This window comes from Nocardia sp. CA-145437, assembly GCF_050956485.1.
Lineage (GTDB): Bacteria > Actinomycetota > Actinomycetes > Mycobacteriales > Mycobacteriaceae > Nocardia.
In genome coordinates this window covers 6,514,481-6,529,647 of record NZ_CP191204.1, presented here as the reverse complement: position 1 = coordinate 6,529,647, position 15,167 = coordinate 6,514,481, and the positions used below count along the sequence as shown (strand labels likewise).

At 71.0% G+C, this 15,167-nt stretch carries 14 protein-coding genes; 6 read left to right on the top strand and 8 right to left on the bottom strand.

The window, feature by feature from the left end:
• The first annotated feature begins 339 nt into the window (after positions 1 to 339).
• The 3 genes from ACQPYY_RS30435 to ACQPYY_RS30425 all read left to right on the top strand — a co-directional run bounded on the left by ACQPYY_RS30435 (position 340) and on the right by ACQPYY_RS30425 (position 3,450).
• A complete protein-coding gene (locus ACQPYY_RS30435; protein WP_357091369.1) occupies positions 340 to 1,089 on the top strand; it encodes an ABC transporter ATP-binding protein in 750 nt (249 codons plus the stop codon).
• Entirely contained in the window at positions 1,074 to 2,642 is a 1,569-nt protein-coding gene (locus tag ACQPYY_RS30430) for a hypothetical protein (RefSeq protein WP_433591903.1), read from the top strand. Before ACQPYY_RS30435 ends, ACQPYY_RS30430 begins: the two co-directional genes overlap by 16 nt.
• 121 nt (positions 2,643 to 2,763) lie before the next feature.
• A complete protein-coding gene (locus tag ACQPYY_RS30425) occupies positions 2,764 to 3,450 on the top strand; it encodes a hypothetical protein (RefSeq protein ID WP_433591902.1) in 687 nt (228 codons plus the stop codon).
• On the opposite strand, the gene ACQPYY_RS30420 is transcribed toward ACQPYY_RS30425, so the two are convergent.
• The gene (locus ACQPYY_RS30420) at positions 3,423 to 4,571 is read right to left on the bottom strand and encodes a GDSL-type esterase/lipase family protein (protein ID WP_433591901.1); all 1,149 of its coding nucleotides are present in this window, start codon (positions 4,569 to 4,571) and stop codon (positions 3,423 to 3,425) included. The genes ACQPYY_RS30425 and ACQPYY_RS30420 overlap by 28 nt on opposite strands.
• A 110-nt stretch (positions 4,572 to 4,681) precedes the next feature.
• Between ACQPYY_RS30420 and ACQPYY_RS30415 the strand changes: the two genes are divergently transcribed.
• Together ACQPYY_RS30415 and ACQPYY_RS30410 are read left to right on the top strand one after the other, a co-directional pair.
• Positions 4,682 to 5,155, top strand: a complete 474-nt coding sequence (locus ACQPYY_RS30415) for a MarR family winged helix-turn-helix transcriptional regulator (protein WP_357280812.1) — start codon at positions 4,682 to 4,684, stop codon at positions 5,153 to 5,155.
• A 93-nt stretch (positions 5,156 to 5,248) separates the two neighbouring features.
• Positions 5,249 to 6,091 carry a patatin-like phospholipase family protein gene (locus ACQPYY_RS30410; protein ID WP_433591900.1) on the top strand — a complete coding sequence of 281 codons (843 nt, stop codon included), beginning with the start codon at positions 5,249 to 5,251 and terminating at the stop codon, positions 6,089 to 6,091.
• Positions 6,092 to 6,107: 16 nt separating this feature from the next.
• On the opposite strand, the gene atzF is transcribed toward ACQPYY_RS30410, so the two are convergent.
• From atzF to ACQPYY_RS30380, 6 genes are all read right to left on the bottom strand, one after another.
• Positions 6,108 to 7,712, bottom strand: a complete 1,605-nt coding sequence (atzF, locus tag ACQPYY_RS30405; RefSeq protein ID WP_433591899.1) for an allophanate hydrolase — start codon at positions 7,710 to 7,712, stop codon at positions 6,108 to 6,110.
• 37 nt (positions 7,713 to 7,749) lie between these two features.
• Entirely contained in the window at positions 7,750 to 9,684 is a 1,935-nt protein-coding gene (locus ACQPYY_RS30400; RefSeq protein WP_433594770.1) for a 5-oxoprolinase/urea amidolyase family protein, read from the bottom strand.
• Between the two features lie 74 nt (positions 9,685 to 9,758).
• Positions 9,759 to 10,379, bottom strand: coding sequence for an urea amidolyase associated protein UAAP2 (locus tag ACQPYY_RS30395; RefSeq protein ID WP_433591898.1), 621 nt, complete (start codon positions 10,377 to 10,379; stop codon positions 9,759 to 9,761).
• The gene (locus ACQPYY_RS30390) at positions 10,376 to 11,122 is read right to left on the bottom strand and encodes a DUF1989 domain-containing protein (RefSeq protein ID WP_433591897.1); all 747 of its coding nucleotides are present in this window, start codon (positions 11,120 to 11,122) and stop codon (positions 10,376 to 10,378) included. Before ACQPYY_RS30390 ends, ACQPYY_RS30395 begins: the two co-directional genes overlap by 4 nt.
• 2 nt (positions 11,123 to 11,124) lie before the next feature.
• Positions 11,125 to 11,274, bottom strand: coding sequence for a hypothetical protein (locus tag ACQPYY_RS30385; protein WP_379092577.1), 150 nt, complete (start codon positions 11,272 to 11,274; stop codon positions 11,125 to 11,127).
• Positions 11,275 to 11,290: 16 nt separating this feature from the next.
• Positions 11,291 to 12,847, bottom strand: coding sequence for an amino acid permease (locus ACQPYY_RS30380; protein ID WP_433591896.1), 1,557 nt, complete (start codon positions 12,845 to 12,847; stop codon positions 11,291 to 11,293).
• A gap of 184 nt (positions 12,848 to 13,031) precedes the next feature.
• On the opposite strand from ACQPYY_RS30380, the gene ACQPYY_RS30375 reads away from it, so the two are divergent.
• Positions 13,032 to 13,721 carry a TetR/AcrR family transcriptional regulator gene (locus ACQPYY_RS30375; RefSeq protein ID WP_379092583.1) on the top strand — a complete coding sequence of 230 codons (690 nt, stop codon included), beginning with the start codon at positions 13,032 to 13,034 and terminating at the stop codon, positions 13,719 to 13,721.
• A 10-nt stretch (positions 13,722 to 13,731) separates the two neighbouring features.
• Here the strand turns inward: ACQPYY_RS30375 and ACQPYY_RS30370 are convergent, their stop codons facing one another.
• Positions 13,732 to 15,138, bottom strand: a complete 1,407-nt coding sequence (locus ACQPYY_RS30370; RefSeq protein ID WP_433594769.1) for a TerD family protein — start codon at positions 15,136 to 15,138, stop codon at positions 13,732 to 13,734.
• Between the last annotated feature and the right edge of the window lie 29 nt (positions 15,139 to 15,167).

The following is a 15,167-nucleotide window of genomic DNA, read 5'->3' as shown; positions in this document are numbered from 1 at the left end:
TGGCAACTCGCCGGTGACGAACGAACAAATGTTCGTCACCGGCGAGTCGTTCGTCGGACCGCGCTAGCCTCGACCGCGTCGGCGGTGGATTCGACTTCAGCTGCGAATCAGGGGGTGTTTGCCTCGGCGATGCCACTACCCGAGCTGGTCGTCATGCGGCGGCCCTTCGAAATCGCTTTCGACACAGCGAGACTCTTGCCCCAGCCCCGGTCCGGGGTGGGTTCGTTGCGCCATGAGAGCCGTTCGCGATAACTCGTTGAACAGCGGGTTCGGACGTATCGTGGGCAAAGCGCCGTGGGGGCGCGCGCGAAGGAGGGGCTTGTGACGACCAATGGGCAGATGGCGCTCGAGCTGAGCGGGCTGTACAGGAGATTCGGCGGGCCCTGGGTGGTCGAGGGCGTGAGCCTGGCGGTGCCGCCCGGGTCGTTCTTCGGGCTGGTGGGGCCCAATGGCGCGGGGAAGACGACCACCCTGTCGATGGCGGTGGGGTTGTTGCGGCCGGACCAGGGGCTGGCGCGGATCTTCGGGCACGACGTGTGGGCGGACCCGGTCGCCGCGAAGGCCGTGGTCGGGGTGCTGCCCGACGGGATGGCCTTGCCGGAGCGGCTGACCGGGCGCGAGCTGTTGAACTTCACCGGGCTGCTGCGCGGGATGGACAAGGCGACCGTGGTCGGCCGGGCGGACGAGCTGCTGCACGTGCTGGAGCTCGACGGCGCGGAAAACACTGTGGTCGTGGACTATTCGGCCGGTATGCGGAAGAAGATCGGGCTGGCCACGGCGCTGCTGCACGCGCCGAAACTGCTGGTGTTGGACGAGCCGTTCGAAGCCGTGGATCCGGTGTCGGCGGGGACCATCCGGACGATCCTGCAACGGTTCGTGGCCGCCGGGGGATCGGTGGTCCTGTCCAGTCACGTGATGGCCCTGGTGGAATCGATCTGTGATCGGGTGGCCGTGATCAACCGGGGCCGCGTGGTCGCGGGCGGCACCCTCGCCGAGGTCCGTGGCGACGGGACCCTGGAGGAGGCGTTCGTGCGGCTCGTCGGCGGGCGGGTCGGCGGCGAGGAGGGGCTGTCGTGGTTGGCGTCCTGATCCGGATGCGGCTGCGCATCATCGGACGCGGCCTGCGCGAGACCCGGTCGGCGCTGAACTTCGTGCTGGGCAGCATCTTCGGACTGCTCGCGGCCCTGTTCACGGCGCTCATCATCGCCACGGGACACGAGAGCGTACACGGCGGCGTGACCATCGCCGCGGCGTTGTACGGGGCCTGGACCCTGGGCTGGATCTGCGGCCCGGTGGTCACCGGAACCAGCGACGAAACCCTGCAACCCGAGCAGTTCCGGTTGCTGCCGTTGACGACTCGCGAACTCGCCTACGGACTCGGGGCCGCCGCGTTCGTGGGACCCGCGCCCATCGTCAACCTCATCGCCTTCGGCGGGCTGGTCCTGCTGGGCGCTCAGATCGGCTGGGCCGCAGCCGGAATCGCGGCGCTCGGCGCGGTCCTGCACCTCGTGTTCGTGGTGCTGCTGGCCCGCGTGGTGGTGGCCTGGCTGGGCGCGGCCATGCGCTCCCGGCGCGGCAAGGACCTGGGCGTGCTGTTCGCGGCGCTCATCGGGCTGGCGTACTACCCGCTGAACCTGCTCATCACCACGGCCGGGCCGAAACTCGACGGCGACCGGGGCGCCCTGTCCATCCTGCTGCGCTCGGTCCCGTCGGGCTGGGCCCCGTACGCCGTCGAGGCCGCCTCCCGCGACGACTACTTGCTCGCGCTGCTGGCACTGCTGGGTCTGGCCCTGCTGTCGCTGGTGCTGTGGCAGTCGTGGGCGGTGCTGCTGGAGCGCCGGCTCACCACCCCGCCCGCACCCAAGGCCCAGATGGTCGACACCGGCGGCGGCCTGCTCGACCGCTTCCTGCCCACCACTCCGGTCGGCGCGGTGGTCGCCAAGGAACTGCGCACCTGGTGGCGGGACGGCCGCCGGCGCGCGGCCCTGATCCCGCTGCTGATCATCGGTTTCGTGCTGCCGATCTTCCTGTCGGTCCGCAACGGCGGTAGCGGGACCATCGCGTTCTCGGGCGCATTCGTGGTGTGGCTGGCCACCATGTCCTCTACCAACCTGTACGGATTCGACGGCACGGCGGTCTGGCAAACGCTGGTGACGCCGGACGCGGCCCGGGCGGACGTGCGCGGCCGGGCCTACGCCCGGGCTCTGCTGGTCGGGCCGGTCGCCGTGATCTCCACGCTCGTCCTGCCCGGCGCGCTCGGGCTGGCCCACCTGTATCCGTGGGCGCTGTCCACGCTGCCGGTGCTGTTCGGCGTGGGTGTGGGGGCCGTCGTGTACCTGTCCACCCACGCCGCCTTCGCGCTGCCGCCGCAGCGCGGAAATCCGTTCGCGGGCACCGGGAACCCCGGCTGTATGAAGATGCTCATGCAGTTGGCGGTGGGCGTGGTGCAGGTGCTGGCCGCCGCTCCCGCCCTGGCCATGCTGGGAATCGGCGCCTACCTGCACAATTCGCTCGTGCAATGGTCCGCCCTGCCGGTCGGTGTACTGCTCGGCGTACTCGCCGCGCTGCTCGGAATCCGCTTGGCGACCACCCGATTGGAGGATCGGGGTCCGGAACTGCTGGCCGAGGTGAAACCGCGCTGACCGCCGCTACTCACCCCGCCGCCGATCATCGGCCCGGAATCGGGTAGCGCACTACTGCCGACATTCCGGGCCGATCCGGCGACGCTGGTCCCACTGCTCGAAACATTGGGAGACAGCGAAAGTGGATCAGATCCTGTATTGGAACGCGGTGGCGCTGGAGTCGGACCGCATGGCGCACACCGACACCGGCGGTTCCCGTGCCCTGGCCGTCGTACACCTGGCCATGCACGATGCCATCTTCAGCATTTTCGGTGCACCGCACGGCACCTGGCTGACCGCACCACCCGTGGCGGCCCCGGGCGCCGCGCCCGAAGCCGCCATCGCGGTGGCCGCCCACACCACCCTGTCGGCGCTCTATCCGGAGCGGATCACGCGGTTCGACAAGGCCCTGCGGGAAGCGGGATTGCGGGGGCCGGGCACCCGCCGGGGCGGCCAGCAGGGACAGGCCGTCGCCCACGCCATCCTGAAGGCCCGCGCGGACGACCCGGTCGACCCGGAATCGGGTCGCGATACACCGCATCACGGTTCCGCCGACGCCCCGACCCGCTTCTGCAATCTGATGACCCGCGAGATCGCCATCGTCCAGGGCAATGACGTGGAACAGAACGCCCGCCTGTTCGCCCTGGTCAACGCCGCCCTCGCGGGAACCGTGATCCGGTGCGGGGACGACGCCGCCTGCGTGGGCACGACCTTCCGGACCATCGTCGGCTACTACTACGCCGCCGCCGACGGCTTCGAAAGCCTCACCGACGATCTGTGGGCCGCCGGGTTGCGGCAGGATCAGGCGGCCGGACCGCGCGTGCCCTGAAAAGCGGGCGGCAGCACGGTGAGATCCACCGTCTCCGCCATCGCCCGGGCTCCCGCGTCATTGAGGTGCATGCCGTCGCCGCCGTCGAGGTCGGGGCGGATGAAGTCCGGCCGGGCCGGATCCTCCACCGCCGCGGCCACATCGAAGACGGCGTCGAACACGTCGGTGCCGCGCAGCCACTCGTTGACCACGTTCCGGACCGGAATGCCGTCCGCCAGCGAGAGGCCGGGGTAGATCGCCCCCGCGAACGGCCCGATGGTGTTGGCGTACACCGGAAGTCCGGCCGCGTGGGCTCGCTCGGCCAGCGCGGTGAACCCGGCGATGAGCGCCTCGGCGGTGGCGGTCCCGGCCAGGATGAGGTCGTTGATGCCGAAGTTGGCCCACACGGCCGTCACCCCGGGCACCGACAGCACGTCCCGCTCGAACCGGGCCAGGCCGTGCTCGCCGATCTCGTCGGTGAGCAGCCGGTTGCCGCTGATGCCCTGGTTCACCGCCCACCCGGCGGCCAGTCGCTCGTTGAGGACATCCACCGAGCGCCGGTTGGCGGCGTGGGTGGACCCGACGCCCTCGAACCAGGAGTCGCCGAAGGCCACCAGCACCGGCACGTCGGCATCGACAGCGACGTCGATGCCGGTGAGGAAGAACCGCAGCGCGGTCTCCTCGGCATCGGACGGTGCGGCGTCGCCCGTCCGATCGCCGGCGCTGATCCAGCTCGAATCCATCGGGAACTGGGCGAACGCGGGCCGGGTCGGCTCCGGGAGGTACACGCTGACCGCCAGTTCGGCGCCCGCCTCCACCGGCAGCTCGACCGGATCGCTGACCAGATCGGCCCCGGCCGGGATCCGCGTCGATGCGGACCCCGCGAACCGCACCTCGGTATCGGTCTCCGCCACGATCTCGCCGCCCGCCTTGCGGAGCGCGACCCGGGCCGCCCCGATCACCAGGTCCTCGGTTCCGTACCGATTGGTCAGCCGCACCCGCAGGCTCGTCCCGCCGCCGGCCACCCGCACCACCTGGCGGACCGTCTCGTCGGCGAAGTCCCGCGGCTCGGCCAGTTTGATCTCCTCGGCCGGATTCACCAGCGGCGCACGGAATCCCGCTGCCCAGCGCTGTGTCGTCATGAGAACCTCCATTTAGTTGCTGTGCGGAATATTGCGCTGACAACAAGATAGCGCATTTGTTCCGCGTGTCAACTATCCCCAGCGAAATCATCTGGTTTACGCTGGTCGGCGTGGATCCCAAGCATCTCTTCGACGACCCCCGGCTGACCGCCGTCGGCCTGCTCTATGAGGCCCACGAGGGGCTCATCGCCCGGCTCGAGGAGACCTGGAAGAGCAATGGACTCTCCGGTCTCGACCTCAATGCCCTGATGCGCTTGAGTCGCTCACCGGGCCGCCGGCTGCGCATGACCGACCTGGCCACCCAGACCGGTTTGTCCACCAGCGGCGTCACCCGCCTGGTGGACCGCCTGGAACGCAACGGCTTCGTGCGCCGCGAACCCGACCCCGCCGACCGCCGCAGCTCCTATGCGGTCCTCACCGCCGCCGGGGCCACGCGCGTCGCCCGCGTGCTGCCCGCCTACCTGGACGGCATCGACCGCTGGTTCACCAGCCTGCTCACCCCCGCCCAGCTCGACGACCTCACCGCGAGCCTGCGCGTGATCCGGGACGCCACCAATGCCGCGGCCACCCAGATCTCGGAATGAGCCGACATTCCGCACAACCGCCGCGACGGGCGCGCAGCCGGTAACTTGCGAACCGCAGGGTGTGTGTTCTTCGTGGTGAGAAAGTGGGACGGAATGACGACCGAACGTGCGCTGGTCATCGGCGGCGGTGGTGTGGCGGGGATTTCCTGGGCGACCGGCATCGTCGCCGGGCTCGCCGACGCGGGGGTGGATGTGACGGGGGCCGACCTGCTACTCGGGACGTCGGCGGGGTCGAACGTGACCGCGCAGCTCGGCAGCGGGACCGAGCTCGCGGAACTGGTACGGCGGCAGGTGGATCCGGCGGTGCAGAGCCGCGAGATCGTGCCGTCCATGGAGAAGTTCGCCGGGCTCTGGGAGACCATGGCGGCGATCATCGAAGAGACGCAGGGGGATTCGCCCGAGCGGCGGCAGCGGATCGGGGCGCTCGCGTTGACCGCGGAGACCGTCCCCGAGGCGGACCGCCGGGCCGTGATCGAGACCCGGCTGCCGGTGCACGAGTGGCCCGCCCGCGACCTGCGCATCGTCGCGGTCAACGCCGAGACCGGGGAACCTCGGGTCTTCGACAAGGACTCCGGGGTCGCGCTGGTCGACGCCGTGCTGGCCAGTTCGGCGGTGCCCATGGTGTGGCCGTGCGCCACCATCGACGGGGTGCGCTACACCGACGGGGGTGTCCGGACCTCGGTGAACGCCGACTTCGCCACCGGCTACGCCCGGGTGCTGGTGATCGCGCCGATGCCCGATGAGGAGCTCGAGGCGCAGGTCGCGGGACTGGTCGCGGCCGGGGCGCGGGTCGAGGTGATCGCGCCCGACGAGGCGGCCACCACCGCCTTCGGACTCAATCCCCTCGACACCGCCACCCGGGTCCCGGCACTGGAAGCCGGTCGCGCCCAGGGCAAGTCGGACGCGGCGCGGATCGCCGCGCTCTGGCAGGACTGATCCGAGAAGGACGGCCTCAGCCGACGGCGCCGGCCGCCAGCGCCGCCTTCCAGCCGCCGTATTCGCTGATGTCCTTCGCGGATTCGGCGGCCGCACCGGCGCAGCCGAAACCGGTGTGCCAGGTGCCGTCGGCCAGCTCGACGGCACCGAGCTGCATCGGGGCGGGCAGCTTCGCGAGGAAACGGCCGAGCGCGGCGGGGGAGAGCAGCCAGCGCTCCCCGGCCACCGCGACGCCGGATTCGGTTGCGGCGACGCGAGTTACGGCCGGTTTGGGCGGGGCCGTGTCGAGCGCACCGAGGCGGTAGTGCGGGGCGGTGTCGACCGGGCCGCCCCAGCGGGCGCCCAGCTCGATCAGCTGGTGTTCGAGGGGCTGACCACGCAGGTGCGCGCCGAAGACGATCAGGTCCTGCACGGGCGCGACGGCCGTCGGCCAGCACCGGTCGAGCGGCGTGCCGGTGATCAGGGCGGCGATATCGATCGCGACGGCGTCCTCGAACGCGCGGGCCAGCACCGTCACCCCGAAGTGCGGCTCCTCGGTGGGGACCGCCACCGCGCACAGGTCGAAGAGGTTGCAGAAGTTCGTGTACGTGCCCAGCCGGGAGTTGACGCCGATCGGGTCGGCGGCGACCTCGGCGATGGTCGGGTGGATCGGCACGGTCGGCGTCAGCAGCACGTCCGCGCCCGCGAGACTCGCCATGGCGGCGGCGCGCAGGCGTTCCAGCGCGGCGAGATCGGTGACCAGCCGGTGCGCGGGCAGGTCGCGGGCGGCCCGGACGATGGAACCGACTGTGGGATCGACGGATTCGGGATGCGCGTCGACGAACTCCCCGACCGCGGCGTAGCGTTCCGCGACCAGCGCGCCCTCGTAGAGGAGCTTCGCGGCGGCCAGGAACGGCGTCGGATCGATCTCGACAATGGTCGCGCCCGCAGCGCGCAGCGCCGCGACGGTGCGCTCGAACGCGGTGTGCCACCGCGGATCCAGGTCCGGCAGCGTGCCGAAGACGGCCACCACGGGCTCGGGCGGAGCGGCCAGGCGGGTGTCGGCGGGCCACGGGCGGCCCGCGGCACCAGCGGCCATCACTCCCATGGCGCGGTCGGCCAGGCCCAGGTCGGCGGCGAAGATCGTCACGCAGTCGTAGGACCGGCACGCGGGCACCACGCCCTCGGTCGAGATCACGCCCACCGTCGGCTTGATGCCGACCAGGCCGTGCAACGCGGCGGGGACGCGTCCCGAGCCCGCGGTATCGGTGCCGATGGCGATGTCCGCCTCGCCCGTGGCCACCGCCACCGCCGAGCCGGAACTCGAACCGCCCGAGACGTATCCGGGTCGGAGCGTGTTCTCGACGACCCCGTACGGCGAGCGGGTACCGACCAGGCCGGTGGCGAACTGATCGAGATTGGTCTTGCCGACCACGACCGCGCCCGCCGCCCGCAGCGCCGCCACCGCGGGCGCGTCCCGCTCCGGGGTGTAGGCGAAGTCGGGGCAGGCCGCGGTGGTCGGCAGTCCCGCCACGTCCACATTGTCCTTGACGGCCAGTCGCAGCCCCGCCAGAACTCCTGCGGCGGCGGCGATGTCGGCGGCCACCTCGGCCTCGTCGCGGCGGTGAATCCACGTCGTCATTCGTGCTCCCGGATCAGGTCGGAGTGGTGGGATCAGGTCAGGGCGTTTCGGCGAGTTCGCCCGCCTCGCGCCAGGAGTTGCGTTCGGCGGCGAAGGCGTCGGCCTGCCGGTCGCGGAAGTCCGCGATGGAGGCGGCGTTGTCGGCCAGGAACTTCCGGTAGTCGACGAGCCGGAACTCGCCGTCCTCGGCCAGCAGTCGCCCCCGCCCGGCGGCGGTGTCGGCGCGCAGGTCGAGCAGTTCCTCGGCGCTCACCGGATACCAGCTGATCCGGTCGAAATAGCGCAGCAGCCACGGGTCTTCGCCGATCCCGCTGGAGCGGTGGTTCCACACCTGGGTGGTGCGGCCGACGAACTGGTAGCCGCCGGGACCCTCCATGCCGTAGATGCACAGGTACGCGCCGCCGATGCCGACCGCGTTCTCCGGCGTCCAGGTGCGGGCCGGGTTGTACTTGGTGGTGACCAGCCGGTGCCGGGGGTCGGTGGGGGTGGCGACCGGTGCGCCCAGGTAGACGTCGCCGAGGCCCAGCACCAGGTATTCGGCGGCGAAGACGGTGTCGAAAACCTCGTCCACGGAGGCCAGTCCGTTCATCCGGCGGATGAACTCGATATTCCACGGGCACCACGGGGCGTCGGCGCGGACGCCGTGCATGTACCGGGTGATGGCCTCCCGGGTGGACGGGTCGTCCCAGGACAGCGGCAGGCGCACCGTGCGGCTCGGGACCACCAGCCGGTCGGCGGAGGGCAGGTCGGCCTCCACCTCGGCCAGCAGGTCCAGCAGCTTGCGGGTGGGCAGACGATCGGGATCATTGCGCACCTGCAGTGACCGGACGCCCGGGGTCAGCTCGGTGATGCCCGGTTCGGCGCGTTCCAGCAGCGCCTGGTGCAGGGCGTGCACGCGGGCGCGCAGCTCCAGATCCAGTGTCATATCGCCGTATTCGACGAGCAGGCCGTCATTGCCCGCACGGCGGTAGGTGACGGCGGTGTCCGCGCCGTCGCGGCGGGCCAGCACGCCGTCGTCACCGTCACCGCCGGTGGACAGCACCACCGGCCAGGCGGCGCGGCGCTCGGCTCCCAGTTCCCGCAGCGACGCCGCGCGTTCGGCGCGCACCGGCACGAAGCGCACGCTGTCACCCGGGGTGAGCTGGCCCAGCTTCCAGCGGTCGGCGGCGACCACGGTGACCGGGCAGACGAACCCGCCCAGACTGGGGCCGTCCGGGCCGAGCAGGATCGGGGTGTCGCCGGTGAAGTCCAGCGCGCCGATGGAATACGCGGTGTCGTGGATATTGGAGGGGTGCAGGCCCGCCTCGCCGCCGTCCAGGCGCGCCCACTGCGGCTTCGGCCCGATCAGCCGGACACCGGTCCGGTCGGAGTTGAAGTGCACCTCGTAGTCGGTGCCGATGATGGTGTCGAAGTCGGCGCGGGTGAAGAACTCCGGCGCACCGTGCGGGCCCTCGGTGACCGCCAGCTCCCACCGCCGGGTCAGCACCGGCTGATCGTCGCCGGGCACCCCGGCCGTCACCCGGCCCGCCGGGCCGAGCTCGAACCCGTCCTCGGCCGCCAGCGCGCGCCCGGTGCCGCCGCCGAACTTGCCGAGCGTGAAAGTCGAACGGCTGCCCAGGTATTCGGGCACCTCGATGCCACCGGCCACCAGGACGTAGCACCGCATGCCCGGCCCGCGCACCATGCCGACATCCAGCACCCCGCCCGCGGGCACCAGCACGCTGCGCCACTGCCGGACCGCGCGGCCGTTCACCGTGACCGGCACCGGCGCGCCCGTCACACACACCCAGGTGTCGGTGTCGAAGCGCAACGCCGGGCCGCCGAGCGTGCACTCCAAACCCGCCGCGCCCTCGGGATTCCCGAGCGCCCGATTGCCCAGCCGGAACGACAGATCGTCCATCGGGCCCGACGGCGGCACTCCCACGTGCCAGTAGCCGACCCGGGCGGGCCAGTCCTGCACCGTCGTCTGCATGCCCGGGCGGACGACCCGGAAAGCCGGTGCGGGGGAGGGGTTCTCGGTCACGGCGAGATCGGGGAGCACGGCCGTCATCGGGTCACCACCATGCGGACGGGCGTCGGGTCGAAACCGTTGCAGGGATTGTTGATCTGCGGGCAGTTGGAGACCAGCACCAGGGTGTCGATCTCGGCGCGCAGGGTGATGGTCTTGCCGGGCGCGGACAGGCCGTCCACGATGCCCAGCGTCCCGTCCGCCTCGACCGGAACGTTCATGAACCAGTTGATGTTCGAGACCAGATCCCGTTTGCCCAGCCCCCACTTCAGGCCCTCGGCCAGGAAGTTCTCCACGCAGGCGTGCTGATGGCGGGTGTGGTGGCCGTAGCGCAGGGTGTTGGACTCCTGCGAGCACGCGCCCGCCACGGTGTCGTGATTGCCGACCTCGTCGGCGGTCACCGTCATCAGCGGGGTGCCCGCCTCGGTGAGCAGCACGCTGCCGGTGGTGAGGAAGATATTGCGCTGCGCGGTCACGGTGGCCTGGGCGCTGTAGCGGTCGGCGTGGTCGGCGGCGTTGTAGAGCAGGCAGTCCACGGCCTGATTGCCGTGCAGGTCGATGATCTCCAGCTGCTCCCCGGCCCGGACGACGGCCGACCAGGGGGCGCGGGCGGGGACGGTCTCGTCGAGGACCACGGTGCGGTCGGTGGTGATGATCATGCGCGGGCCTCCAGAGTGCGTGCGTGCCAGTCCTGTTCGGTGTTCTCCACCGCGCGCAGGTATTCCGGGTCGGAGTCGGGGGCCGGGGCCAGGGCGGCGGGCGCGGCCCAGGCCACGACCTCGAGCGAGGTCACCGGCGTGGGATCGAGGGGGTGTTCGGCATTGGCGATCAGCAGCGTCACCGGCAGGTGGATCAGCAGGTCGACCGCCGCGCCCGCGCCCGCGCCGCCGGTGACGGTCAGCGCGCCGTCGGGTGCCACGCGCACGCCCCGGAAGAACGACACCGTCGGACCGATGTCGCGGGGGTCCAGTCCTTGTTTGACCCCGGCCATCCTCAAGCCCTGGCGTGCGGCGGGCGAAGGACCGCAGAGGGTGTCGTGCTGCCCCGAGGTATCCGTGAGAACGGTGGCCAGCACCCGGCCCTGATCCGACAGCAGCGGATGGCCGGCGCCCAGGTACGCCTGCCACGGCACCTTCACCGTGTCCGCGACATTCAGCCGCTCCCACGGTGATTCGGCCCGCAGCAGCAGGACGTGCGCGCACGCCCCGCCCTCCGGGTCGGACAACCGCACCCGGGTGCCGCGGGCCAGCACGACATTCGCGTAGCCGCCGGCCGGAATGCGCTGGGCGAAGGTGACGGTCGCGGCATCGATGTCGGCGGGCAGACTCGGTCCGTGGCAGGCGGCGGCCGCCGCCTGCGCGCGGGCGTGATCCCGCGCTCCGGTCGTATTCGCTGTGGTCATTACTACTCCGTTCCTCGGGGGTCGCCGGAATCCCGGCCGTGGTCGGCGCGCCTGTCGCGCCACCGGCGGTAAGCCCGGCGCAGCAGGTCGTCGAGCACCATGGCCAGTTCCGGGCGACCGTGCAGACGTGGGTCGGGTTCCGGCGAGATCATCGGGATGGCGTGCGGGTCAGGCGATCTGGACGGCCGGCTCGGCGTCCGGTACGCGGGCTGGTGTCACCAGCCGGTGCACCACCGCCCCCACCCCCAGTGTGGCCAGGACGAACAGCGGTGCGGCCCAGAGCATCCACCAGCCGCCGCCGTTCGGGGTGTAGACGGCGCTGCGCGGCCAGGCCAGGTTCACCGCCATGGCGACGCCCCAGACGACGGCCAGCGCGTTGATCGCGATGCCGTAGCGGCCCAGCGCGAAGAGCTCGGTGCCCGCGGCGTCACCGGCCACGTCGGCGGGCCAGCCCTTGATCCGGCGCATCAGCAGCGGCACCGTCACCAGCAGGTAGGCGAGGTAGAGCATGACGATGCAGACACTGGCCAGGGTCGCGAAGATGGCCGCGTTGCCCAGGTTCAGCAGCAGCAGGCCGATGCCGAGCACGCCGATCGCCACCGCGGGCCACACCGGGGTGCCGAAGCGGGGGTGCACGGTCGCCAGCTGCTTGGAGAACGGGAGCCGCTCGTCGCGGGCCATGGAGAACAGCAGTCGCGAGCCCGCCGTCTGGATCGCCAAGGTGCACACCGTGATAGCGCAGGCCACGCACGCCAGCACCACCTTGCCGGGTGTGGTGTCCAGCTTGGCCTCGATCACGTACGCCAGCCCGCCGCTCGCCAGTGAGCCGTCGGTCAGGCTCGGGGCGGCCATCAGCGCGCCCAGCAGGATGAGTCCGCCGCCCAGCGCCGACACCGCCAGTGCGGACAGGATGGTGCGCGGCGCCACCTGACGGGGGTTCTTGGTCTCCTCGGAAAGCTCACCGGCGGAGTCGAATCCGACCATCACGTAGGCGGCCATCAGCCCCGAGGCCAGGAACGCGGCCCAATAGGGCCCTGCCGCCGCCTGATCGGTGTGGGTGACCACGCCCGGGCCACGATCGGTGTGGGTGAAGAAGACCGCGATCACCGCGAGCACGCCGATGATCTCGATGGTGACGCCGAGCGAGTTGATCCGCGCCATCCAGTCGATGCCGATCACATTGATCAGCGTGGTGAGCGCCAGCAGCGCGCTGCCCAGCAGCACCGCGTTCGAGGCCCCGTCGCGGGAGGTGAGAGCGGTGTCGGTGCCGATCAGCTGGAAGCCGGACCAGATGGTCGGCAGCACCACCTGCAACGCGATGGCGGCGGCCGCGGCGGTCACGATCTGCGCGATGATCATCATCCAGCCCGCGAACCAGCCCACCACCTCCCCGGCCAGACGACGCGACCACTGATAGATGCAGCCCGAGATCGGGTAGCGGGCGGCCAGTTCCGCGAAGTTCAACGCCACCAGGAACTGGCCGGCGAAGACGATCGGCCAGGTCCAGAAGAAGGCCGCGCCTCCGAAGGAGTACCCGAAACCGAAGAATTGGAAGATCGTGGTCAGGATGGAGACGAAGGAGAAGCCGGCCGCGAAGGAGGCGTAGCGGCCGAGCTTGCGGTGCAGCACCGGCTGATAGCCGAAACGCGCCAGATCGGTGCTGTCGGCGCTGGTATCGGGACCGGTCGGAGAGCCCGGGGTGAGGGCTTCGGCGGAGGCAACCATGGGCGGTGAGTCTTTCCCGAGGCGAATATCTATCGATTGAAAGGTTTCCATTCGCGATCGCCGCTCCGGTGACGCCGATGTATCGGGTGTGTGGCCCGCCGTAACTTCTGCGTTGCCGGTATTTCTATCAAATGACAGGAACCTCACCTGCCAGGTCGCGGCGACGGTAGGACAGAATGAAAAGGTGACCCAACTCGGACCCGGCCGGCCCAGGCTCGAACCGCGTCGGCGCGCGGGCCAGACGCCACGCGCCGAAATCCTCGACGCCGCCGCCGAATTGTTCACCAGCCACGGGTACGGAAACACCTCCACCCGGGCGGTCGCCGACGCCGTCGGCATCCGGCAGGCCTCGCTGTACCACCACTTCGCCGCCAAGGACGACATCCTCGACGCGCTGCTCGCCGAAACGGTCACCGCACCACTGGAATTGGCGGGCACCCTCGCCGAACGTCCCGAACCCGCTGCCGTGCGGCTCTACGCGCTGGCCTGGTTCGACGTCAGTCAGTTGTGCGCCGGCCGCTGGAACCTCGGCGCGCTGTACCTGCTACCCGAGCTGCGCAGCGAACGCTTCGCCCGCTTCCGCGAACGCCGCGACGAACTGCGCGGCCATTACGAGACCCTGGCCGCCGCCGTCATCGCCGAGGCCGGGACGGGCGCGGTCGCCGGCGCCGAACGACTGCCGTTCCGGCTGGTCGAATCGGTGATCAATATGCGCTCCGACGAGGGCGCGGCGCCCGAGTACGCCGAACAACTCATCCCCGACGCCATCCTGCGGCTGCTCTGCTGGACCGGCCCGCTCGCCGAGAACCGGCTCGCCGCACTCGAATTGGCGCGCGAACTGCGCCCGGCGGTGCACCGGGCGCCGTCGAACTGAGCCGGTCGGCTCAGGACTTGCCCTTGGAGGTGCCCCACTTCAGGCCCCAGCCGTAGGCCTGGTCGACCGCCATCTTGCCCCAGAACTTGCGGCCCTCCGGCGGTCGGATGAACCGGCCCTCGCGGCGCACCACCAGCTCGCCGCCGATGTTCTCGATCAGCGCCAGCACCATCTCGCGCGAATCGTCCTGGCAGCCGCCCACTTCCATCTCGATCGGCGGGGCGTCGCGCGGGAACAGGGTCGCGGTGGCGTGCACGCCACGGAAATCCTGGGCGCCCTCGTAGATCGAGGCGAACACCAGGATGCGGCGGAAGGCCGCGGTCTGGTCCAGATTGATGGCCAGGTTCTCACCCGCCGCGCTGCCGCCGGTGCGGTCGTCCTGATCCAGCGCGATGAACGGCGGCTTGGTGAGATTGCCGAACGTGTCCAGCGCGCTGACACAGCCGCGCGAACCGTCCGTCAGCTCCCAGAAGGCGCACAGGTCCAGATCCAGGCCGCCCTGCGCGCGTTTGCGCCCGAACAGACCGCCCGAACTCGGGACCGACCAGTTCAGGTTGACCCGCATGATGCCGCCGGTCGCGCCCGCCTTGGTCAGCGAGACCGCGGGGGCCTCCTTGGTCAGCGAGATCTTGGCCAGGTTCACCCGCGGCGCGGGCGCGGGCGGCTGCCCGGGAGCGAACTGCGGTGGCGGCGGCGCTGGCGCGAACTGTTGTGGCGGCGGTGGGGGTGCGAATTGCTGCGGTGGCGGCGCGGGTGCGAATTGCTGCGGTGCGGGCGGGGGTGCGAACTGCTGCTGCGCGGGCGGCGGCGTGAACGGTTGCGGCGGCGGTGGCGGCGCGAACTGCTGCGGCGTGAACGGTTGCGGGGAAGCGAGCGGCTGCGGCGGAATCGGCTGCGGGGCGGGCGCGTCGTCGACGGTGATGCCGTAATCGGTTGCGAGTCCGGCGAGTCCGGAGGCGTAGCCCTGGCCGACCGCGCGGAACTTCCAGCCCCCGTCGCGGCGGTACAGCTCACCCAGCACGAACGCGGTCTCGGAGGTGGCGTCGGCGCTGTCGAACCGGGCCAGCTCCACCCCGCGGGCATCCACCAAACGCACGTGCAGGCCCCGGAATTGGGCGAAGGTGCCGCCGTCCGCGGAGGCGGCCAGCACGATGCTGTCGATCTGCGGCTCCACGCGCGGCAGATCCACCGACAGCGCGTCGACCACCACGGGTCCGGGCTGCTTGCCCCGGTGGTGCACGGCGCCGGAGGCGTGCGCGGGCTGGTTGTAGAACACGAAATCGGCGTCCGAGCGGACCCGCCCACCGGCCAGCAGCAGCGCGGAGGCGTCGGCGTCGGGGACCCCGGGTCCCGATTCCCAGCCCAGTTCGATCCGAACTTCGGAGGCCGCCACCGGAACGTTGGAACCCTTCATCATCGACACGATTTCCAAGTTATCCGATTCCG